Below are 19,611 nucleotides of genomic sequence, written 5' to 3' on the forward strand. Positions count from 1 at the left end.
CGGCCCCGAACAGGTTGGATAAGGTTGGTCATTGCATCAGCCCCTGTGATTCTTATTTCTCGCCAAGCGCGATGCTGGCTGAGCGTTCCATCCAGCCGCCGTTTCCGTTGGAAACCAGCTCGACCAACTCAATGTGGTCTTCGCTGATGGCGGTGACGTGACCGTAGTTCTGGCCCATGTATTCGCCCCGATGGACGCGATGGATCACGCCACCCGGATCCTTGATCAGTACCTCGGTACCCCCTCCGGTACCCACGGTGCCGACCATCTTGAGGCTGTCCAGCGCGAACACCTCCAGCGGCTCCTTGGTGCGGTCCTGGTCGGGACGCGGACCGGCATTGGCACCGCCATTGTCCAGTTCGGCCGTGCTCGGGCTGAACGGATCACGCCTACCCTGATCGTTGTACAAGAAGGTTTCGAAGGTTTTTATCACCGGCAACGGCGGGATCGGTGCGCCTTTCTTCTGCTTCTCTTGGGCAACCCAGTCGCGCACATCGGACATGCCGCGTGTGCAACCACCGAGCACCAGGACGGCACCGAGCATCAGCGCGACGCGCGCCACCTGCAAAGGTCTGAGGGCTATCGACTTGCTCATTTCCGCCCCCCGTTCTTGGCAGCCGACGGCGATTTGGCGTTGGCAGCCTTGGCTTCAGCGCTCTCGTCGTCTTCCAGATAGCGATAGGTCTTCACTGTGCCTTGCAGCACCAGCTGACCATTTTTGTCCTTGGGCGTCAGCGAGACGTCGTGCAGGGTCAGGATGACTACGCGCGGCAACGAAGCCACACCGCTGATGAAGGTGCCGAACTGGTGATAGGTGCCCACCATGCGCAGCTGGATCGGCTTCTCCGCGTAGAAATCCTTCGGCACTTCGGCGCCCGGCTGGAACAGCTCGGTCTCGAGGCCAGCCGACAACGCGGTCTGCGAGATATCCACCAACAGCTCTGGCATTTCGGTCTTGCTGGGCAGCTGGCGCAGCAACTGGCGCAGCATGTCCTGCATTTCGTCGAGCTGCTGCTGCAAGGCCTCGAGATTGACCGCCTTGGCCTGTTTCGTCGCGAATTCCTGCTTGAGCTGCTCTTCTTTGCCGACCAGCTGCGTCAGCGAATCCTGCTGATCGCTTACAACGAAGTACCAGCCTGCAAGTACGACGAGACCAAAGAGCAGCGCGGTGAAGAACAACTTGATCGATTTCGGCCAGCCACCGACGTTATTGCGATCGAGACTGCGCAGGTCATTGAGGAACTTCATGGCTTGGCTCCTCCGTTACCTGCCGTGCTCGCCGGCTTCGGCGCTTCCTGAGCAGCCGGCGCAGGTTTGGCCGGCGTCGCGGTGACAGCTTGTGCTGCCGCCGTCAGAGCCTGACGTGCAGCGACCGTACCCGCTGCGGCAGGCGCTGCGGGGGCAGCCGCTGTACTGCTGCCTGCGGGCAGGATCGGGGTGTGATCGGCGTCTGCGTTCTCGTCAGCCTTGGGCCGGCTGAGCGCGACATCCAGGCCGAAGGAGTACGGCATGCGCGAATCGCCGTGGGTATTTTCGGTCTTGCGCAGATCGGCATGACCCATCCATGGCGACGACTCGATATTGCGCATGTACTCGGCGACGCTGGCATTGGATTGGGCTACGCCGTCCAGCGTCATCGATTCGCCACTCTGCTTGAGACCGCTGAGGCGCGCGCTGGCGGGAATGGTCTTCACCAGTTCGTCGAACAGATGGACCATCTGCGAACGGTTGGCCTGCAGCTGTTCGATGATCTGTTTGCGTGCCAGCAGGCGCTCACGCACTTTTTCCAGATCCTTGATCTTGGCGATGCGGTCGTCGAGCTGTTTGATCTCGCCTTGCAGATAGGTATTGCGCTCGTTCTGGTTGTCGATGCGCTGATCCATCCAGAACATCCACAGCAATACAAACAGGATGGCCGCGGCGAACGCCGCGCCGAGCTGCATGAAGAACTCGCGCTCGCGCTGCTTGCGGCGTTCGTTGCGCCAGGGAAGTAGGTTGATGCGTGCCATCAGTCGAAGCTCCTCATGGCGAGGCCGACCGCGATCATCAACGCGGGCGCATCCTGGGCCAGCTGCTGCGCCTGCACGCGCGGCGACAGCGACATGCGCGCCAGCGGGTTGGCCACCACACAGGGCACGCCAAGCTGTTCTTCAAGCATTGGGCCGATGCCCTCGATGGAAGCGCAGCCGCCGGCCAGCACGACCTGGTCGACCTTGCTGTATTCGCTGCCGGCAAAGAAGAACTGCAGCAGTCGGCTGATCTGCTGGATCAGCGACTCCTTGAACGGCTCCAGCGCCTCGCTTTCGTACGACTCGGGCAGACCGCCCTTACGCTTGGCGCGGCCGGCTTCCTCATAGGAAAGGCCATAGCGACGCATGATTTCGTCGGTGAGCTGCTTGCCGCCGAAAACCTGTTCGCGCGAATAGATGGTGCGCTGATTGCGCAGCACCGACAGCGTCGTCATGGTGGCGCCGATATCGACCACCGCTACCAGCGCATCACGACCGACGTTGAGCTGATCGGCCACCATCGCGAAGGCGTTTTCCATTGCGAACGCTTCGACATCGACAACCTTGGCGGAAAGCCCACCCAGATCCAGCGCAGCAACGCGCATGTCGACGTTCTCAGTGCGCGAGGCAGCGAGCAGCACGTTATTCATTTCAGGGTTGTCGCGCACCGGACCGAGGACCTCGAAATCAAGGCTCACTTCTTCGATCGGATACGGGATGTACTGATTAGCCTCGACCTGGATCTGGCCTTCGAGGTCATCGTCGGAGAGATCGCTCGACATCGGGATGATGCGCGTGATCACCGCCGAGCCGGCCACGGCGGCCGCCGCATGCTTGAGCTTGGAACCGGATCGCGCGAGTGCGCGCCGAATCGCCTCGCCCACCGCCTCAACCTCGACGATGTTTTTCTCGACCACGGCATTAGGGGGCAATGGCTCCACCGCGTAGTGTTCCACGCGATAGCGGCCACCGGCCTGACTGAGCTGCAGCAGCTTGACGGCCGTCGAACTAATGTCGACGCCAACAAGCGGCGGCTTCTTCGGTGTAAAGAGCCCCACTGGTTTTCCCCCTTGCCCCTGGGCGCCTGCACCGTATGTGTGGTGAGTACGCGTCGGCATTAAATCCAAAAATTAACGTAATGGCAACGGCCTACAACAACTTTCTCGACTGATTGGCGTGACGGCTTGCACACTTAGGGGCATCGCCCCCGATGGCCTGATTCTTGCTCGCCGCTCTTCTAATGTGCCGGTCAGCACCCGTTCTGCAGATACTGCTACATCTATACTCTGTCGTGTTTTGACTCAGGTCTCGCAATATCCACACCATGCAAATTCTCAAGCGTCTGCTGCGCTGGGTACTGATCCTTGCCTTTACCGGATTACTGCTGGCCGTTGCCGCGGTCGGTGTGGCTTATTGGCTGGTTTCCCCTCGCATGCCTTCGGTCGCCGCGCTGAAGGACTACCACATGCAGGTTCCGCTGCGCGTACTCACCGCGGATGGAAAGCTGATCGCAAGTTTCGGCGAAACCCGGCGAATCCCGGTGGGGATCGCCGACGTGCCGGAACGGCTCAAGCACGCCGTACTCTCCGCCGAAGATGCGGACTTCTATAGCCACCCTGGCGTGGACTGGCACGGCATCGCGCGCGCCGGCTGGCATGTGATTGTTTCGGGTGGCGATAAAGGGCCCGGCGGCTCGACCATTACCCAACAGGTTGCGAGAAACTTCTTCCTTAGCCCCGAGAAGTTGTATTCGCGCAAGCTGACCGAGATCTTCATCGCCCTGCGTATGGAGAACCAGCTGAGCAAGGATCAGATCCTCGAGCTCTATCTCAACAAGATGTTCCTGGGCCATCGCTCCTACGGCGTGGCGGCGGCAGCCTCGTATTACTACGGCAAGACACTGGATCAGCTGAGCGTGGCCGAGTGCGCGTTGATCGCCTCCACCTTCCAGCTGCCGTCGGTAGTCAACCCACTTAACAACCCCAAGCGCGCCATTACGCGCCGCAACTGGGTGCTGGGCCAGATGCTGCAGAACCGTTACATCAGCAAGGCCGAGTACGAGCAGGCCATTGCCGAACCCAACCATGCCTATCCGCATGAGCCGCCGATCGAGGTGGACGCACCCTATCTGGCCGAAATGGTGCGTCTGCAGGCACTGGACCGCCTGGGCAACGATGCCCTGACCGAAGGCTACGTGATCAAGACCACGGTGCAGAGCATGCGACAGCAGGCTGCTGTGGATGCGTTGCGCGCTGGCCTGATCGATTATGACCGACGCCATGGCTGGCGCGGCCCAGAGGATCATCAGGAACTGGCCGACAATGCCGGTAATGAGGACTACGACCGTGTGCTGTCGAGCTATACCGATATCGCCGGTATGCATCCGGGCATCGTTACAGCGGTGTCCGGCAACGAAGCCACCGTGTATTTGTCTAGCCGCGAACAGACCAAACTCGGCTTCAGCACCATGGAATGGGCGCGCCCTTATATCAGTGAGACCCGTATCGGAGCGGCGCCAAAGAGCGTCGGCGCCGTGCTCAAGCGCGGCGACATCATTCGCCTGTCGCGCAACGAGAAGGGCGAGTGGGAACTGACCCAGATCCCGAAGGTGCAGGGCGCGTTGGCCTCGGTCAATCCGGAGGACGGTTCGCTACAGGCACTGGTCGGCGGTTTCAACTTCCTGCGCAGCAAGTTCAACCGCGCCGTGATGGCCGCGCGCCAGCCGGGCTCCAGCTTCAAGCCCTACATCTACTCGGCCGCGTTCGAACGTGGCTTTACCCCGGCTTCCATCATCAACGATGCGCCGCTGGCGCTGCCCGATCCGTCGCGTCCCGATGGGCTATGGACGCCGTCAAACGACGACGACAAGTTCGACGGCCCCATCCGCCTGCGCGAAGCGCTGGTGAAGTCGAAGAACCTGGTTTCGGTGCGCCTGCTCGACGCCATCGGCGTGCGCTTCGCCCGCGACTACATCACCCGCTTCGGCTTCTCGCTTGATGCGCTGCCCGGCAATCTGTCGATGGCGCTCGGCACGGCATCGGTGTCGCCGATGAGCATGGCGCGTGGTTACTCGGTATTCGCCAATGGCGGCTATCTGGTCACGCCCTATTTCATCAGCGAGATCGACGACCGCGATGGCAAGCCGGTGTACCAAGCCAACCCGGCGCGCGCTTGCCGCACCTGCCAGGAGCGCCTGCTCGATACGCGCCCGCCGGGTCCGCCGCCCACCACCAGCACGGCGCCCGCCAACTCCGTGGCTAGCGCCAGCTCGGCTGGCGCACCAGCCACCGCGACCAGCAGCGACATTGGCGGCGCCGTGCTACCGGCCGACGCCCACGGCAACGGCGCTCACCCGCCGGTACTCGCGCCGCAGGTGATCGACGTACGCAACGACTATCTGGTCACCTCGCTGATGCAGGACGTGATCAAGCGCGGCACCGGCTCGGCCGCCATGGCCCTTGGCCGCGACGACCTGGCCGGCAAGACCGGCTCCACCAACGAGCATCGCGACGCATGGTTTGTCGGCTTCAACGGCGACCTGTCCACCGCGGTGTGGGTCGGCTTCGACGATTTCAGCTCGCTGGGTCGCGGCGAGTTTGGCGCCAAGGCTGCCCTGCCGATCTGGATGGGCTATATGGGCGCTGCGCTCAAGGATCGGCCCTCGGCCACCTTGTCGATGCCGCCTGGTATCAGTACGGTGCAGATCAACCGGGCCAGCGGCCTACCTTCCGCTGCCGGCGACCCCAACAGCATGCCCGAGATGTTCAAAGTAGAAGACGTGGACCGCCTGCGCCAGCAGGCCAGCCAGCAGCAGGAGGACCCTGACCAGCAACACGCCTACGACATCTTTTGACGGCGACAGCCGGCAGTGACCCTGCCGGCTCGACGCAAGGCCGCACAGCGGCCGCACCTCCCATACAGACGTCCGCAATATTGACCGAGGAGGGACTACGACCATGGCGCGAGGCGAACACCATCGCATCCACGCACAGGACCGCGTTCAGCGCAATCGCTTGCGTATCGCCCAGGAAGCGGCGCGATTGATGAGCGAACACGGGATCCGTGACTTCCACCACGCCAAACTCAAGGCCGCCGAGCGGCTTGGCATCCTCGACGCGCAAGCCCTGCCCCGCAACAACGAAATCGAGGATGCGCTGCGCGAGCACCAGCGCATATTCCACGCGGAGAGCCAACCCCAACTGCTGCAGGAGCGGCGCGAAGCCGCGATTGAAGCCATGCGTTTCCTGCACGCATACGAACCACGCCTGGTCGGTACCGTGCTCGACGGCACTGCGGACAGCCATTCGGCGATCTGCCTGCACGTATTCAGCGACGATCCAGAAGCCGTCACGCTGTTCCTGCGTGAGCACGGCGTGCCGGTCGAAACGCAAACCCGCCGGTTGCGCACCAGTCGCGACGAGCAAGCCGAATATCCGGTGCTGCTGTTCGCTGCTGACCAGCTACCATTCGACATTACCGTGCTGCCACTCGATGCGCTGCGCCAGCCGCCACTGGATCGAGTGGATGAGAAACCCATGCGACGCGCATCACTGGCAACCGTGGAGACCTTGCTCGCCGAGGGCGAGGAGGGCGACGATTTCGAACGCAAACTGGCCGCCGCACTGCGCTGACCGGCATACTCGAAACCCAACAAAAAAAAGCCCGGCGAGAGCCGGGCTTTTTTTGCATCGGTGCGTGCGGCTTAGCGCTTGCTAGCCGGCATATAGTCGCGCACGTCAGCACCGGTGTAGATCTGGCGCGGACGGCCGATGCGCGCGCCGGGGGTTTCGTGCTGTTCGATCCAGTGCGCGATCCAGCCGGCGGTACGGGCGATAGCGAACATCACGGTGAACATCTCAGTCGGGATACCCAGCGCCTTGTAGATGATGCCGGAGTAGAAGTCGACGTTCGGATACAGCTTGCGCTCGACGAAGTAATCGTCCTTTAGCGCAGCCTCTTCCAGCTTCATGGCGACGTCGAGCAGCGGGTCATTGACGCCCAGCTCGGCGAGCACCTTGTGGCACATCTCGCGGATGATCTTCGCGCGCGGGTCGAAGTTCTTGTACACGCGGTGGCCAAAGCCCATTAAGCGGAAGTTGTCGTTCTTATCCTTGGCGCGCTTGACCGCGGTTTCCACCTTGTCCGGCGTGCCGATCTCCTCAAGCATCTTCAGCACCGCCTCGTTGGCGCCGCCGTGTGCCGGGCCCCACAGCGCGGTAATGCCGGCGGCGATCGAGGCGTACGGATTGGCACCGGTGGAGCCAACCAGACGCACCGTCGAGGTCGATGCATTCTGCTCGTGGTCGGCGTGCAGGATGAACAACAGATCCAGTGCCTTGGCGGCGACTGGACTCATCTCCAACGGCTCACTCGGCACTTCGAACATCATGTGCAGGAAGCGATCGACATACTCGAGGTTGTTGCGCGGATAGCGCATCGGCCAGCCGATCGAGTAGCGGTAGCAGGCCGCAGCGATGGTCGGCATCTTGGCGATCAGGCGCACAGCAGCGAGCTTGCGGTCCTCGGCGTTATCCACGTCCAGATCGTCGTGATAGAACGCCGACAACGACGCCACCGAAGCAGCCAGCATGGCCATCGGGTGGGCGTCGTGATGGAAGCCCTTGAAGAAGTCCTTCTGCGACTCGTGCATCATCGTGTGATGCGTGATCTGGTGCTCGAAGTTGTCGAACTGCGCCTTGTTCGGCAGCTCGCCGTTGAGCAGCAAGTAAGCCACTTCAAGGAAGCTCGACTTCTCAGCCAGCTGCTCGATCGGGTAACCACGATACAGCAGCACACCCTCGTCGCCGTCGATGTAGGTAATGGCGCTCTTGGTGCTGGCGGTACTGCCGTAGCCCGGGTCGTAGGTGAAGTGGCCGGTGTCCTTGTACAACGTGCCGATGTCGATGCAGGCCGGACCGAGCGTACCGCTCAGCAGGGGCAGCTCACTGCTGCGGTTGCTCGACTCATCCACCAGCTTGACGATTTTGGTATCGGACACGGAAACCTCCTTCACGAATGTCACCACCGGGGCACCTGGCGGCGCCTGCCGGCGAGGGAATGTAGAGACACCGCGCCGGGGGATGGCGGCGATGCAACACCGACCATTATCGCACATCGATCCGGCGGACATCCCCTAGCGCATGGTCGGATGGCGGACACGAAAAAACATGGGGCGAGCTCTCGCTCGCCCCATGTCCGTATGACAGAACGCCGGACCGTCAGGCCCGGCGAACGCGTCTAGCGCGAATTACTTCTGCGCGTAGCGACGACGGAACTTGTCGACGCGGCCGCCCACGTCCAGCGTCTTCTGCTTGCCGGTGTAGAACGGGTGCGAATGGCTCGAGATATCCACCTTGATCAGCGGGTACTCGTTGCCGTCTTCCCACTTGACGGTTTCCTTGCTGGCAATCGTCGAACGCGTAAGGAACGCGAACTCGGACGACAGGTCCTGGAACACCACCGGGCGGTAATTCGGATGGGTATCGGGCTTCATGACGGACTCAAAGCGGTGGGTGAAAAGAGCGGCATTGTAACGACGACTGGCCGGCATTGGCAAGTCGGTCAGGGACTTGTCGATGCCATCGGACTCAGGCAGCGCCCAGCGCCCGTCTCACCATGGCTGCGAACCGCGCCTGGTCCACCTCCAGCACGATCCGGGTGTTGGCCCGATGCCCCAGACGTCCCGCCCAGTCCACCACCGTGGCACCTCGGGTCAGGCGACCATCTAGCTCCACCGCGGCGTGCCGCTCTTCGCTGCGGGTGACGATGGAAGGATCGATCGCCACCGCCATGGCCAACGCGTCCGCAGCGATGATGCCGCGCCGCTTGCTCCTAGCATTGAACGAGCGGGCCGTGCGAAATACCTGGCCGAAGAACGCCGCGCGATGGTCACCCGCCGCGAGCCAGCCGTCGAACTCGGTTTCATCGAAGGCGTGACGGAGCGTCGCTTCCCAGTCGACCAGATCGAAATGCGGGAAGGCCTCGAACACGACATGCGCCGCCTCGGGATCGAAGCCGATATTGAATTCCGCCGGGATATTGCCGGTATTGCCGTGACCCGTCACTGCACCGCCCATCACGACCAGGCGCTTCACCCGTTGCGGCAAGCTGGGATCTAGCCGCAGGGCCAGCGCCACATTCGTCAGGGGTGCCAGTGCAACCAGGGTCAGCTCACCGGGACGCTCGTGGGTCAGGCGTAACAACGCCAGGGCAGCCTGCTCGTCCGACGCGGTGACCTTAGGCTCAGGGAAGCCGACATCGCCGAAACCGTCCATGCCGTGCACGAATGCAGCATCCTCCTCCGGCGCGCGCACCAGCGGCGTCGGGCAACCACCGAACACCGGCGCTGTCGCACCCACCAGATCCATCAACGTACGCGCATTGCGCACGGTGTGCTCAAGCCCCACGTTGCCGGCGGCAATGCTAAGGCCGGCGATATCGGCATGCGCGTGTGCCATCAAAATGGCCAGAGCGTCGTCTACGCCCGGATCGGTGTCGATGAGGAGTTGTGGCTTGGTCATGAAGGCTCCTTGGGTGAGCCCTCTAGCTTATTGGGATCAGGAGACGGGGAACAGAAGCGGGCCACGTAGTTTCGCAACCTGTTTCACGCGTGTGCATAGCGAGCAGCGCCACCCACCCAGCGCTCGATCAATTGCTCGGCGCGCTTTGCATGGTGGCTCAGCATCTTCGCACCCACTTGCTGCACAGCCGGCAGCAAATGCGCATCGCGGGACAGGTCGGCAATGCGGAAACTGAGCTGACCGGTTTGACGGGTACCCAGCACTTCACCTGGGCCACGCAGCTCCAGGTCCTTTTCGGCAATGCGGAAGCCGTCATTCGTGTCCCGCATCACTTGCAAGCGCTCACGCGCAAGCTGACCTAACGGTGGCTGATAGAGCAATACGCAGTTGGAGGCGACCGCGCCACGCCCCACTCGCCCGCGCAACTGGTGGAGCTGGGCCAGACCTAGCCGCTCACTATTCTCGATTACCATCAGGCTGGCATTGGGCACGTCCACGCCGACCTCGATCACCGTAGTTGCCACCAGCACGGCCAGTTCGCCCGCCTTGAAGGCATCCATCACCGCCTGCTTTTCCTTGGGCTTCATGCGGCCATGAATCAGCCCCACCTTGCAGTCAGACAGTGTCGCGGATAGCTCGGCATGCGCCACCTCGGCGGCCTGCGCACGCAACTGCTCGGACTCCTCGATCAAGGTGCAGACCCAGTACACCTGCCGCCCCTCGCTGCAAGCTGCATGAATACGCTCGATCACTTCGATACGGCGCGCATTGGAAATCGCGATGGTCTGTACCGGTGTTCTTCCAGGTGGCAGTTCGTCGATGGAAGAGACGTCCAGATCCGCATACGCACTCATGGCCAGAGTGCGTGGGATCGGCGTAGCGGTGAGCACCAGCTGATGCGGCACCTGATCGCCCTCCAGCCCCTTGTCGCGCAAGGCAAGGCGTTGCTGCACGCCAAATCGATGTTGCTCATCAACGATAACCAGCCCGAGCCGCGCAAAAGCCACACCCTCCTGCATCAGAGCATGCGTGCCCACCACAACCGGCGCACCCGACGCAACGCGCGAGAGAGCTTGCTGTCGCGCCTTCCCCGTGACCTTTCCAGCGAGCCACTCCACTTCGATACCCAGCGGCTGCAACCAATGACGGAAGTTCCGCAGATGCTGCTCAGCCAGCAATTCAGTGGGCGCCATCAGTGCCACCTGATAACCCGTCTCCGCCGCGGCCAGCGCCGCCAGTGCGGCAACCACGGTCTTGCCGCTGCCCACATCTCCCTGCACCAGACGCAGCATCGGGCGAGGCTTCGCGATATCGGCGGCGACGTCATCAGACACGCGCTGCTGCGCGCCGGTCAGAGAGAACGGCAAATCAACCAGCAAACGTTTGCGCAGCACACCATCGCCACCCAATACCGGCGAATGCCGGCGGCGCACCGCTGCGCGCATCCGCTTGAGGCTGAGGTGCTGGGTAAGCAATTCCTCGAAAGCGAGGCGCTGCTGCGCCGAATGGCGGCCGAGCGTCAGCTGCTCCACAGGCGCATCCGCCGGTGGCCGATGGACGTAGAGCAAGGCATCGCGCAAGGAAGTGAGGCCATGCTCCGCGGCCAGCTCCGGAGGTATCAGCTCCAGCTGCTCGTCAGGCGGAAGTAGCGCCAATGCCTTGGTAATCACACCGGCGATGCGTTTCTGACCCAAGCCTTCGGTGGTGGGATACACCGGCGTGAGGCGATCCTCGACCACTGGCTCCGCATCGTCAGCCAAGCGCTGGTATTGGGGATGCACCATTTCCAACCCCTGCGACCCCAGGCGCACTTCGCCATAAATCAGCAAGCGGCGCCCAGGCTGCAGCTGATCGACCTGGGCACGATGAAAATGGAAGAAACGCAGCAGCAGCGTTTGTCGCGAGTCGTCACTGACGGCGACTTTCAATTGCGGCCGATAGCGAAAACCACGTTCGACCGCCTCCACCACACCCAGCACCTGTACCTGATCGCCCGCGCGCAGCTCGGCGATGGTGCTGATACGCGTGCGATCCTCATAGCGCAACGGCAGGTGGAACCACAGATCCTGCACACGCTCGAGTCCCAGGCGCCGCAGCGCATCGGCCAGGGCCGGCCCGATACCCGGCAGCGAAGCGACCGGCCTCAAGCCGGCTGCGTCAGCGATAAGAAGCTTGTCAGATGAAACAGACATTGCCGCAAGCCTACCCGAGCACATGGCGCTCGCGTAGCCGGCACCGCGGCAATTCGCGTCAGCGCCGGCCTGATAGCTGGATCAGTCCAGCACCATCACCGCATCCACTTCCACCTCGGCGTCTTTTGGCAGACCCGAGACTTCGATGGTGGAGCGTGCGGGATACGGCGCCTGAAAATAGTCGGCCATCACCGTGTTCACGGTGGCGAAGTTCGCCAGGTCAGTGACATAGATTCCTACGCGCACGATCTTCGACAGCGAACCACCCGCCGCCTCGGCCACAGCCTTCAAGTTATCGAACACCCGGCGGGTCTGCGCGGCAATATCACCCCCGACCAGACTGCCGGTAGCCGGATCCAACGGGATCTGGCCGGAGAAGTACACCGTGCTGCCGGCGCGCACTGCCTGGGAATATGGGCCGATGGCGGCAGGAGCTTTATCGGTAGAGATGATGCTGCGAGACATGGCACAAACCTCAGGCAGAAAACGCCAAGTGTAGGAGCCCACCCTGTGGGCGAAAAGCCTGTGGAGCGCGGCACTCGACTCCATTGACGCCGGCTACTACGAACGCGGACACCGGGGTGCACAGCGGGAGGCGAAGAATCGTGCTGGTAGGACGCTCATCGCGCCCTTTCGCGCACGGGGTGCGTTCCTACAGAGGGTAGCGATAGGCGCCGCTGACCACGCCGGTGCGTCGTACGCGCCGGATCACATCGGCCAAGTGCTTGCGGTTCTTCACTTCCAGCGCGAACAGCAAAGTCGCCGCCGCAGCATCGCGCTCGACGTACTCCACATTCTCGATGTTCGAGTTGGCGGCGGCGATCGCGGCAGCTACCGTCGCCAGCACACCTGGACGATTGATGACCTCGATGCGCAATTCGGCGCGATAGTCGCCCTGCACGTCGCGATCCCATTCGATCGCCACGCAGCGTTCCGGGGACTTGCGCAGCTCCACCACATTCGGGCATTCGACCCGGTGCACCACGATGCCCTTGCCCGACGACAGATAGCCGATGATCTCGTCGCCCGGCAGCGGATGGCAGCAATTGCCAAAGCTCAGCACACCACGCTCAGCGCCGGTGATGCGGATCTTTTCCGTCACATGCGGCGACGGCACCGATGCTCCGCCCTTCTGCTTGCCCCGCGCTGCCAGCAACTGGCCAGCAACCACGTCCGGCATGCGATTGCCGAGAGCGATGTCGGAAAGCAGCTCTTCCAGGCGCTTGAGCTTGGACGCTTCAAGGAAACGGTCCAGCACCGCAGCAGGAATCGCATCGAGGCTGCTGCCCTGCGCGTCGAGTGCGCGATCAAGCATACGATGGCCGAAATCCACGGCATCTTCGTGCTGTAGATGTTTCAGATACTGGCGAATCGCGGTGCGCGCCTTGCCGGTAACCACCGATTCCAGCCATGCGGGATTCGGCAAGGCGGACGGCGCAGTGATGATTTCCACCAGCTGCCCTGACTCCAGTCGTGTGCGCAGCGGCAGCAGCTTCTTGTCCACGCGTGCGGCCACCGCGTGGTCACCCACGTCGGTGTGCACGGCATAGGCGAAATCGAGCGCGGTCGCATTGCGCGGTAGCGAAAGAATGTCGCCGCGCGGCGTGAACAGATAGACCTCGTCCGGGAACAGATCGATCTTGACGTTCTCGATGAATTCCGACGACGACGCCGTATTCGCCTGGCTATCGGCCAGCGATGACAGCCATTCGCGTGCCCGCGCCTGCGCACTGTTGGCCGGACCACTGTCGGTCTTGTAGGCCCAGTGCGCAGCCACGCCGCGCTCGGCCACCGAATCCATCTCCGCCGTGCGGATCTGCACTTCGATCGGCGCACCAAACGGCCCGAGCAGCACGGTGTGCAGCGACTGGTAGCCGTTGGCCTTGGGAATGGCGATGAAGTCCTTGAAACGGCGATCCACTGGCTTGTACAGCGAGTGCACTGCGCCCAACGCCATGTAACAGCTCATCGCGTTGTCCACCACCACGCGGAAGCCGTACACATCCATCAGCTGCGCGAAGCTCTTGTGCTCGTTGCGCATCTTGGAATAGATACTCCACGGCGACTTGATGCGGCCGATCACCCTGGAACCGATGTGTTCCGCGGTGAGGCGCGTGGACAGTGCCGCTTCGATCTTGCCCATGGCCTCGCGACGATTGCCCAGCGCCGCGCGGATGCGCTCGCTGATCACACGATAGCGATCGGGGTGCAGCGCACGGAAGCCCAGGTCCTGCAGCTCCGCCTTGAACTTGTTCATGCCCAGGCGCTGCGCAATGGGCGCGTAGATCTCCAGCGTCTCGCTCGCGATACGGCGACGCGATGGCGCATCTTTCGCACCCAGCGTGCGCATGTTGTGCAGGCGGTCGGCCAGCTTGATCAGAATCACGCGCAGATCGCGCGCCATCGCCAGCAACATCTTGCGGAAGCTTTCCGCATCCGCCTCCTGGCGGCTGCTGAAGCGCATTTTGTCCAGCTTGGTGACACCGTCGACCAGCTCGGCCACGGTCTCGCCGAACTCGCTGGCAAGCTCGCTACGGCTCAGCTCGGTATCTTCCAGCGTGTCGTGCAGGATCGCCGCGATAATGGTCTCGGCATCCAGGCCCAGTTCGGCGAGGATGCCGGCCACGGCGACCGGATGGGTGATATAGGGTTCACCGCTTTTGCGCGCCTGGCCCTCATGGGCCTGCGCGCCAACCTCATAGGCGCGGGTCACGCGCACCACCTGCGACTCGGGCAGGTAGGCCACGCGCTCTTTCAGAGCCAACACATACGGTGGCAGGGCCGACGTATCCACAATCTCGGGATGCGTGGCCGCCGGCATGGTAGGTCGGCCGCCGCTCAGGCAGCCTCCTCACGATGCGGCAGGGAAAGCAGGGGGCCGGCTTCGACGCACCATCGCATGGCACCGGCTGAGCCGGTGCGCGTGGAGCATCGTTTACAGCCGGCGCCATCCATCAGTCGTCGCCGCCCTTGGAAAGGTCGTCATCGACCTCGGCCGCGGCCCATTCCAGCGCTTCGCGCTCGGCGCGCTCGCGCTCGGCCTTGTCGATCTCGTCGATGGTGGCCTGGTCGATGCGGCGATCCGCAATCTCGCGCAAGGCGAGCACGGTGGGCTTGTCATGGTCGGGATTGACTGCCGGCTCGGCACCCTTGGAGAGCTGGCGGGCGCGCTTGGTCGCCATCAGCACCAGTTCGAATCGGTTGTCGACCACCTCGAGGCAGTCTTCGACAGTAATGCGTGCCATGTGAAATCCTTAGGGAATAAACGACTTATAGGTCACCAGTGTAGCCATCGGGCGCTTTGCTGGCAATGCAGCATCCCCGTATGATGCGCAGTTCAGCAGGCCTGCAGCGCCAGCCGGCCAGACTGCCGGGCGGTACACAATTCAAGTACTAGGAAGTACACTTTTTGGACCCCAGCGGATCCCCTTGATGCCGATGCAGCCCCTCATTCGACTTTCCCTGCGCTGCCTGCCGTTGCTGGCCGTGGCGCTTCTGGCCGGCTGCAGTATCGCCAAACCGCGCACAGACGATCCGCACGAGCAGTTCAACCGCAAGGTCTACGCCTTCAACGACTCAGTCGACAAGGCCGTGATCCGTCCAGTGGCCGTGGGCTACCGCAAGGTCACCAATCCACCGGTACGTCGTGCGGTGAGCGACTTCTTCACCAATATCCGCATGCCGATCACGGTGGCGAACGATCTGCTGCAGGCGCGCCCGATGCAGGCCGCGCGCAGCACCGGACGCTTCCTGGTCAACCTGACCCTGGGCGTCGGCGGCTTCTTTGACCCTGCCAGCCAGCTCGGCCTGCCGCTGGAAGACAACGATTTCGGTATCACCCTCGCCCGCTGGGGCGTACCTGAGGGCGATTTCCTGATGCTGCCCCTCATCGGCCCGACCACGGTGCGCGATGTATGGCGCCTCCCGGTGGACAGCTATTTCTTCGATCCACTGAGCTACTACTCGCGCAACCACAGCTTCAAGGCCGGTCAGTACTACCTGCCATCGATGCTGTACCTGGTCACGTTACGCGCACGTGCCATCGACGCGGAGAGCTTCCTGCAGTCGGCCTACGATCCGTACGCATTCCTGCGTGACGCCTATCGCCAGCAGCGCATCTATCAGATCTACGACGGCAACCCGCCCACTGATGTGATCGAGCAGATGCAGGGCCTGAAGGACAAGAACTTCGATCCCGAGGAACTGCTGGACGAGCAGCACAAATGGGAAAAGAGTCAGTCCGGGCAGCCGCAACCGACCAAGAACTGAGATACGAAAAAGGGGCCGCAAGGCCCCTTTTTTCCTTTCCGCACCACACGTTCTACGCCAGCAGCGAATCCACCTCGCAGACCTGCGCCAGCACGCGCATGCCCTCGGGCACGTTGCGCACGTGGAGCCGACGCCCCTGCTCTGCCGCCTTGGACAGCACCGCCAGCACGCAGGCCAGACCCGCACTGTCGCTATGCCGGATACCGGAGAGATCGAGCTGCGTATGACCGTTGCCCGCCACGGCGGAGGTGATGGCCGACAGCGCATTCGCCGCCGTGACGAACGTCAGCGCACCGGATACGCTCAAGGTATCCGGTGCCGCGGCATTCAACTGAAACGAGGCGCTGGCGGCGGTCGTCATCACTGCGCGGCCTTGCCGTCCTTTTCCAAGGTTTCCAGCGCCTTCGAGCCCTGGGTCTCCAGGTTCGTGATCAGCTTGTCGAGGCCCACCTTGCGGATCTCGGCGTCGACCTGGTTGCGATAATTGGTGACGTAGGAAATGCCTTCGATGATCACGTCGTAAGCCTTCCAGTCGCCGCTGCGGCTCTTGCGGAAGGCATAATCCACGGCCACGGTCTTGCCGTCGTCCAGTACTACCTGGGTGCGCACCACGGTGCGCTTGTCGTTGAGGTCGCCACTGAACGGCAGCACCTTTACGCGACCGCGCGTGTAGTTGACCAGACCCTCTGCATAGCGATGGGTGATGGAATTGTAGAAGGCCTTGGCAAAACGCTCGCGCTGCTGCGGCGAGGCGTCGCGGGCGTGCTGGCCAAGCACCAGGATCGACGCGTAATCAATGTCGAAGTGCGGCAGGAACACATCATCGATCACCGAGATCAGCTTCTCCTGATCCTTCTTCAGCTCGGCCTGATGGCCATCGATAGCATTGCCCAACTGATCGACGATGGTTTGCGCCACCTGCACGGGGGATTGCCCCGCAGCCGGCGTCTGCGCGGCGTTCTGAGCAAAAACCGGTGCGGCGACCACACCGCTGAAAGCGATGGCGGTGGCAAGAGCCAGACTACGCAACATCATGGGTAACTCCTGGAAATTCTGTCTCGGGGAAGGGCTGGCTCAGTGCTTGCCAGCCGGGGGAGTGGTCGAACCGGAGTTGTCGGCAGGCTTCTTGTCGCTGGGCGAGCCATTGACCAGGAATTTGCCGATCAGGTCTTCGAGCTGCAGGGCCGACTGCGTCAACACCAACTCGTCACCGTTCTTGAGCATGTCCGGCGAGCCGCCGGGCTGGATCGCAACATACTGAGTACCGATCAAACCGCTGGTGAATACCGCCGCCGCCGAATCGTCGGGAATCTGGCTGTATTTCTTGTCGATCGCCAGCATCACCTCGGCGTCCAGCTTGACCGGGTCGGCCTTCACCGACTGCACGCTGCCGATCGCCACACCAGCCATCTTCACCGGCGCACCGATGGACAGCGCACCAACATTGGTGAAGCGCGCCTTGACCGTATAGCTGCCGGAGAGATTGTCCGCCGCGCCGCCAGCGCCGAAGAACTTGCCGAGCATCTCTTCCAGCTGCTGCGCCGGACGGGTCAGCGCCAGCGTGCCGCCATCGGCCATGGTCTTTGCAGAACTGCCGTACTGGATACCCACGTACTGATCACCGAGCAGGCCACTGGTAAAGATCGTCGCCACGGAGTCGTCAGGAATCTTGTCGTAACGCTTGTCGATGGCCAGCTTGACGTCAGCCGTCTCCTTGCCCGGATCAAGCACGATCGACTGCACCTGACCAATGCGCACACCTGCCACCTTCACCGGCGCACGCTCCTTGAGCTGGCCGATGTTGGCGAAGTGCGCCTCCACCGTGTAGCTCGGGCCGCGGCTGGTGTTGGCGACCGACGTGGTCTGGGTGGCGAGATAGCCGAGCGCGGCAAAGCCGAGCACGATGAACAGGCCGGTGCCGACGGCATAGGATTGTCTCTGGCTCACGGCACGATCCTCAGTAAAAAGTGATGGGATACGGTTTTCATATCGGGGCTCACATCAGGAACGCGGTGAGCACGAAATCGAGCGCCAGGATGGCGATCGACGAAGCGACGACGGTACGGGTAGTGGCATAGGCCACGCCCTCGCTGGTCGGCGGCGTGGTGTAACCCTGGAACACGGCGATCAGCGAGACCACGACGCCAAACGCCACACTCTTCCACAGCACGCCATTGATCACGTCCTTCACCAGATCCACGGTCGCGGTCATGTTCGACCAGAAGGTACCGTTGTCGATACCCAGCCAGCTCACGCCAACCAGATGACCGCCAAAGATGCCCAGCGCGCAAAACACACAGCACAGCAGCGGCATGGCAATCACACCGGCGAGGAAGCGCGGCGCAACGACGTAGGCCATCGGGTCGACTGCCATCATTTCCATCGCGGCGATCTGGTCGGTGGCACGCATCAGGCCAATCTCCGCGGTCACCGACGTGCCCGCGCGACCGGCAAACAGCAGCGCCGTCACCACCGGACCCAATTCGCGGTAGATCGCGATGGCCACCACGGTGCCGGTAGCCGAGGTGCCGCCGAAGATCGACAGCACGTCATACAGCTGCAGCCCCAGCACCATGCCTACGAACAGACCGCAGACCATGATGATGATCAGGCTCATCGCACCGACGAACCAAAGCTGGCGCACGGTCTCGCGCACGTGCTTCAAGCTGCGCGGGACGGCAGCCAGAATCTGCAACAGGAACAGCGCGCAGTCGCCGATCTGGCTCAGCGATCGAATAACAATATTGTCGCGTGCCGGCTGCGCGCTCATGCGCCCCCCTTGAAGCCAAGCGCGGCCGCGTAATCGCCCGCCGGATACTGGAACGGCACCGGGCCATCGGCCTCGCCACCGAAGAACTGCCGCGTCCACGGCGAACCATCGCTGGCGATGGTCTTGGGATCGCCATGCGCCACCACTTTGCCGTTGGCGATCAGGTACACGTGATCCGCCACCTGCTGCACCGCCGCCAGCTCATGCGCTACCAGCACGCTGGTGATACCCAGGGTCTGGTTGAGCGTGCGGATCAGCTTGAGGACCTGGTTCAACGCAATCGGATCGAGACCGACAAACGGTTCGTCGTACAGAATCAACATGGGATCGAACACGATCGCACGCGCCAGCGCCACGCGCCGCGCCATACCGCCAGAAAGCTCGCTCGGCATCAGCTTCGCGGCGCCGCGCAGGCCAACCGCCTGCAGCTTGGTCAACACGATGTTGCGGATCAGTACTTCCGGCAGCTCGGTGTGCTGGCGCAGCGGAAACGCCACGTTCTCGAACACATCGAAGTCAGTCAGCAAAGCCGAGTTCTGGAACAGGTAGCCGATGCGCTCGCGCAGCTCGAACAACTGCTCGCGACTCAGCGTCGCCACGTTCTCCCCATCCACCACCACCTCACCGACCTGGCCGCGCATCTGCCCGGTGATGTGCTTGAGCAGGGTGGTCTTGCCGGTACCGCTGGGGCCCATGATGGCGGTGACCTTGCCGCGCGGAATATCCAGATCCAGCGCATCGAAAATGGTCTTGCCGTTGAGCACCGTGGTCAGGCCACGGACGCGCACGATGGCGCTGTCATCGGGCTTGGCACGAACGGAGTCGGTCATGGGCGGAATGGCCAGTCGAAA

19 protein-coding genes are annotated in these 19,611 nt (G+C 62.7%); 3 read left to right on the forward strand and 16 right to left on the reverse strand.

What is annotated here, in order from left to right; all coding sequences use genetic code 11:
• Positions 1-52 precede the first annotated feature (52 nt).
• Genes BM338_RS02595 through BM338_RS02610 form a run of 4 tightly spaced genes read right to left on the reverse strand, consistent with a single transcriptional unit; the run spans position 53 to position 3,067 of the window.
• The gene (locus BM338_RS02595; RefSeq protein ID WP_090449201.1) at positions 53-595 is read right to left on the reverse strand and encodes a pilus assembly protein PilP; all 543 of its coding nucleotides are present in this window, start codon (positions 593-595) and stop codon (positions 53-55) included.
• Positions 592-1,248: a type IV pilus inner membrane component PilO gene (pilO, locus tag BM338_RS02600; RefSeq protein ID WP_090449202.1), complete on the reverse strand. Its 657-nt coding sequence runs from the start codon at positions 1,246-1,248 to the stop codon at positions 592-594. The genes BM338_RS02595 and pilO overlap by 4 nt, the downstream gene beginning before the upstream one ends.
• A complete protein-coding gene (locus BM338_RS02605) occupies positions 1,245-2,009 on the reverse strand; it encodes a PilN domain-containing protein (RefSeq protein WP_090449203.1) in 765 nt (254 codons plus the stop codon). Before BM338_RS02605 ends, pilO begins: the two co-directional genes overlap by 4 nt.
• On the reverse strand, positions 2,009-3,067 hold the full coding sequence (locus BM338_RS02610) for a pilus assembly protein PilM (RefSeq protein ID WP_090449204.1): 1,059 nt from the start codon (positions 3,065-3,067) through the stop codon (positions 2,009-2,011). Before BM338_RS02610 ends, BM338_RS02605 begins: the two co-directional genes overlap by 1 nt.
• Before the next feature lie 266 nt (positions 3,068-3,333).
• Here BM338_RS02610 and BM338_RS02615 point away from each other — a divergent pair, with 266 nt between their 5' ends.
• Entirely contained in the window at positions 3,334-5,862 is a 2,529-nt protein-coding gene (locus BM338_RS02615) for a penicillin-binding protein 1A (RefSeq protein ID WP_090449205.1), read from the forward strand.
• Positions 5,863-5,965: 103 nt separating this feature from the next.
• Positions 5,966-6,640, forward strand: coding sequence for a hypothetical protein (locus BM338_RS02620; protein ID WP_090449206.1), 675 nt, complete (start codon positions 5,966-5,968; stop codon positions 6,638-6,640).
• Positions 6,641-6,711: 71 nt separating this feature from the next.
• Here BM338_RS02620 and BM338_RS02625 read toward each other — a convergent pair whose 3' ends face one another.
• The 7 genes from BM338_RS02625 to rpoZ form a co-directional block, all read right to left on the reverse strand.
• Positions 6,712-8,007: a citrate synthase gene (locus tag BM338_RS02625; protein WP_090449207.1), complete on the reverse strand. Its 1,296-nt coding sequence runs from the start codon at positions 8,005-8,007 to the stop codon at positions 6,712-6,714.
• Positions 8,008-8,256: 249 nt separating this feature from the next.
• Positions 8,257-8,502: a type B 50S ribosomal protein L31 gene (locus tag BM338_RS02630; RefSeq protein WP_090449208.1), complete on the reverse strand. Its 246-nt coding sequence runs from the start codon at positions 8,500-8,502 to the stop codon at positions 8,257-8,259.
• A gap of 94 nt (positions 8,503-8,596) precedes the next feature.
• Entirely contained in the window at positions 8,597-9,529 is a 933-nt protein-coding gene (locus tag BM338_RS02635; RefSeq protein WP_090449209.1) for a nucleoside hydrolase, read from the reverse strand.
• 83 nt (positions 9,530-9,612) lie between these two features.
• Entirely contained in the window at positions 9,613-11,721 is a 2,109-nt protein-coding gene (gene recG / locus BM338_RS02640; RefSeq protein ID WP_090449210.1) for an ATP-dependent DNA helicase RecG, read from the reverse strand.
• Between the two features lie 81 nt (positions 11,722-11,802).
• Positions 11,803-12,186: a RidA family protein gene (locus BM338_RS02645; protein WP_090449211.1), complete on the reverse strand. Its 384-nt coding sequence runs from the start codon at positions 12,184-12,186 to the stop codon at positions 11,803-11,805.
• Between the two features lie 187 nt (positions 12,187-12,373).
• A complete protein-coding gene (locus BM338_RS02650; protein ID WP_090449212.1) occupies positions 12,374-14,542 on the reverse strand; it encodes a RelA/SpoT family protein in 2,169 nt (722 codons plus the stop codon).
• A gap of 133 nt (positions 14,543-14,675) precedes the next feature.
• Positions 14,676-14,966 (reverse strand): DNA-directed RNA polymerase subunit omega, encoded by a 291-nt coding sequence (gene rpoZ, locus BM338_RS02655; RefSeq protein ID WP_090449213.1) that lies wholly within the window; start codon positions 14,964-14,966, stop codon positions 14,676-14,678.
• Between the two features lie 193 nt (positions 14,967-15,159).
• Between rpoZ and BM338_RS02660 the strand changes: the two genes are divergently transcribed.
• Complete coding sequence (locus BM338_RS02660; protein ID WP_090450077.1) at positions 15,160-15,990, forward strand: MlaA family lipoprotein; 831 nt, start codon at positions 15,160-15,162, stop codon at positions 15,988-15,990.
• Positions 15,991-16,042: 52 nt separating this feature from the next.
• On the opposite strand, the gene BM338_RS02665 is transcribed toward BM338_RS02660, so the two are convergent.
• The 5 genes from BM338_RS02665 to BM338_RS02685 are packed head-to-tail and all read right to left on the reverse strand — an operon-like array spanning position 16,043 to position 19,590.
• On the reverse strand, positions 16,043-16,351 hold the full coding sequence (locus BM338_RS02665) for an STAS domain-containing protein (protein WP_090449214.1): 309 nt from the start codon (positions 16,349-16,351) through the stop codon (positions 16,043-16,045).
• On the reverse strand, positions 16,351-17,022 hold the full coding sequence (locus BM338_RS02670; protein WP_090450078.1) for an MlaC/ttg2D family ABC transporter substrate-binding protein: 672 nt from the start codon (positions 17,020-17,022) through the stop codon (positions 16,351-16,353). The genes BM338_RS02665 and BM338_RS02670 overlap by 1 nt, the downstream gene beginning before the upstream one ends.
• A gap of 42 nt (positions 17,023-17,064) precedes the next feature.
• A complete protein-coding gene (gene mlaD / locus BM338_RS02675) occupies positions 17,065-17,937 on the reverse strand; it encodes an outer membrane lipid asymmetry maintenance protein MlaD (RefSeq protein WP_090449215.1) in 873 nt (290 codons plus the stop codon).
• A gap of 49 nt (positions 17,938-17,986) precedes the next feature.
• The gene (mlaE, locus tag BM338_RS02680; protein WP_090449216.1) at positions 17,987-18,760 is read right to left on the reverse strand and encodes a lipid asymmetry maintenance ABC transporter permease subunit MlaE; all 774 of its coding nucleotides are present in this window, start codon (positions 18,758-18,760) and stop codon (positions 17,987-17,989) included.
• Positions 18,757-19,590: an ABC transporter ATP-binding protein gene (locus BM338_RS02685; RefSeq protein ID WP_090449217.1), complete on the reverse strand. Its 834-nt coding sequence runs from the start codon at positions 19,588-19,590 to the stop codon at positions 18,757-18,759. The genes mlaE and BM338_RS02685 overlap by 4 nt, the downstream gene beginning before the upstream one ends.
• Positions 19,591-19,611: the final 21 nt, after the last annotated feature.

Origin of the sequence: Dyella sp. OK004, from assembly GCF_900114495.1 — a bacterium.
Taxonomy (GTDB): domain Bacteria; phylum Pseudomonadota; class Gammaproteobacteria; order Xanthomonadales; family Rhodanobacteraceae; genus Dyella_D.

What these genes read in the sequence shown, in the direction of transcription:
- BM338_RS02595 (WP_090449201.1), bottom strand. Translation starts at nt 595, where the DNA reads ATGAGCAAGTCGATAGCCCTCAGACCTTTGCAGGTGGCGCGCGTCGCG.
- pilO (WP_090449202.1), bottom strand. Translation starts at nt 1,248, where the DNA reads ATGAAGTTCCTCAATGACCTGCGCAGTCTCGATCGCAATAACGTCGGT.
- BM338_RS02605 (WP_090449203.1), bottom strand. Translation starts at nt 2,009, where the DNA reads ATGGCACGCATCAACCTACTTCCCTGGCGCAACGAACGCCGCAAGCAG.
- BM338_RS02615 (WP_090449205.1), top strand. Translation starts at nt 3,334, where the DNA reads ATGCAAATTCTCAAGCGTCTGCTGCGCTGGGTACTGATCCTTGCCTTT.
- BM338_RS02620 (WP_090449206.1), top strand. Translation starts at nt 5,966, where the DNA reads ATGGCGCGAGGCGAACACCATCGCATCCACGCACAGGACCGCGTTCAG.
- BM338_RS02630 (WP_090449208.1), bottom strand. Translation starts at nt 8,502, where the DNA reads ATGAAGCCCGATACCCATCCGAATTACCGCCCGGTGGTGTTCCAGGAC.
- BM338_RS02635 (WP_090449209.1), bottom strand. Translation starts at nt 9,529, where the DNA reads ATGACCAAGCCACAACTCCTCATCGACACCGATCCGGGCGTAGACGAC.
- recG (WP_090449210.1), bottom strand. Translation starts at nt 11,721, where the DNA reads ATGTCTGTTTCATCTGACAAGCTTCTTATCGCTGACGCAGCCGGCTTG.
- BM338_RS02645 (WP_090449211.1), bottom strand. Translation starts at nt 12,186, where the DNA reads ATGTCTCGCAGCATCATCTCTACCGATAAAGCTCCTGCCGCCATCGGC.
- BM338_RS02650 (WP_090449212.1), bottom strand. Translation starts at nt 14,542, where the DNA reads ATGCCGGCGGCCACGCATCCCGAGATTGTGGATACGTCGGCCCTGCCA.
- rpoZ (WP_090449213.1), bottom strand. Translation starts at nt 14,966, where the DNA reads ATGGCACGCATTACTGTCGAAGACTGCCTCGAGGTGGTCGACAACCGA.
- BM338_RS02660 (WP_090450077.1), top strand. Translation starts at nt 15,160, where the DNA reads ATGCAGCCCCTCATTCGACTTTCCCTGCGCTGCCTGCCGTTGCTGGCC.
- BM338_RS02665 (WP_090449214.1), bottom strand. Translation starts at nt 16,351, where the DNA reads ATGACGACCGCCGCCAGCGCCTCGTTTCAGTTGAATGCCGCGGCACCG.
- BM338_RS02670 (WP_090450078.1), bottom strand. Translation starts at nt 17,022, where the DNA reads ATGTTGCGTAGTCTGGCTCTTGCCACCGCCATCGCTTTCAGCGGTGTG.
- mlaE (WP_090449216.1), bottom strand. Translation starts at nt 18,760, where the DNA reads ATGAGCGCGCAGCCGGCACGCGACAATATTGTTATTCGATCGCTGAGC.
- BM338_RS02685 (WP_090449217.1), bottom strand. Translation starts at nt 19,590, where the DNA reads ATGACCGACTCCGTTCGTGCCAAGCCCGATGACAGCGCCATCGTGCGC.